This is a genomic window from Cellulomonas hominis (assembly GCF_005239125.1).
In the GTDB taxonomy this organism is placed as follows: domain Bacteria; phylum Actinomycetota; class Actinomycetes; order Actinomycetales; family Cellulomonadaceae; genus Cellulomonas; species Cellulomonas hominis_A.
Genome location: NZ_SZYE01000358.1, coordinates 1 through 1,131, shown reverse-complemented (window position 1 = coordinate 1,131; position 1,131 = coordinate 1). Strand labels below are relative to the sequence as shown.

The window sequence follows — 1,131 nt, the reverse complement described above, 5'->3', positions numbered from 1 at the left end:
CGAACGTCGTCGGGTCGTCGACGCGGCCGTCGACGTCACCGCTCCCGCCGCCGTCCGCGTCGTCGTCCGCGCCACCGGCGGCACCGCCGAGCTCCAGCCGCGACACGAGCAGCGCGGACACCGCGAACCCGATCGCCGTGCCCACGAACAGGTCGGAGCCCGGCACCACCAGCAGCAGCGCCGCGGCCAGCAGGGGCGACAGGACCATCTCCAGGTCCTCGCCGAGCCGGGACAGCGACAGCGCCTGCGTGTACCGGCGCTCGTCCCGGAGCACCCGGGGCAGCACCGCCTGGTACGCCGGGGTGTGCACCGCGGAGGCCGCCTGCAGCACCAGGACCAGGACGTACACCTGCCACACGGCGGACACCAGGAGCAGGCCGAGCACCACGACGACCCGCACCAGGTCGGCCGTGACCAGCACCGCGCGCGGCGGCGCGGCGTGCACCAGGGCAGCGGCGACCGGGGCGACCGCGACGTAGGCCAGCATCTTGAGGGCGAACACCGTGCCGAGCACCAGCCCGCCACCGGCACCGGCGACGTCGTACGCGAGCAGGCCCAGCGCGACGGTCGCCAGGCCGGTGCCCGCGAGGGAGACGGCCTGGGCGGTGAACAGCCGGCGGTACGTCGGGACGGCGAGAGCGGACAGCACCCGCTCATCGTTGCACACTTGCGCGAGCGCGTAAGTCCTGCGGCGGCCCGGGTGCGACGGTCCGCCGCGTATCGTCGTCCGGTGCCCGAGACCCCCACCGAGCCCAGCAGGGACGCCGCGCTCCCCGGCCTGACGGCCTGCTCCCTGTGCGCCGGCGAGACGCTGGGCGAGGACGACCCGCTGCCCGGCGGCCAGCTGGCGCGCCTGCGCGCGGTGGCCGGCCGCGGTGCGGCCCGGCTCACCGAGGTCGAGTGCCTCGACGAGTGCGAGCGCGGCGACGTGGTCGTCGCGCGACCCTCGGGCGCGTGCCGGCGCGCGGGGGCGCGACCCGTCTGGTTCGAGCGCCTCGCGGGCGAGCGGCGCACCGCGGTGCTCGAGGGGTGGCTGCGGGCCGGGGGGCCGGGCGCACGGCCGGTGCCGCCGCAGCTGTCCGGGCACGTGGTCCACCGGACCGCCGACGCGCCCGACGCGCCCGACGACGT

At 77.5% G+C, this 1,131-nt stretch carries 1 protein-coding gene and 1 pseudogene; one reads left to right on the top strand and one right to left on the bottom strand.

The window, feature by feature from the left end:
• Nucleotides 1-649, bottom strand: a pseudogene (locus tag FA014_RS19575) (MFS transporter); the annotation flags it as partial.
• 81 nt (nucleotides 650-730) lie between these two features.
• Here FA014_RS19575 and FA014_RS19570 point away from each other — a divergent pair.
• A partial coding sequence (locus FA014_RS19570; protein WP_154731261.1) for a hypothetical protein occupies nucleotides 731-1,131 on the top strand: 401 nt, incomplete at its 3' end.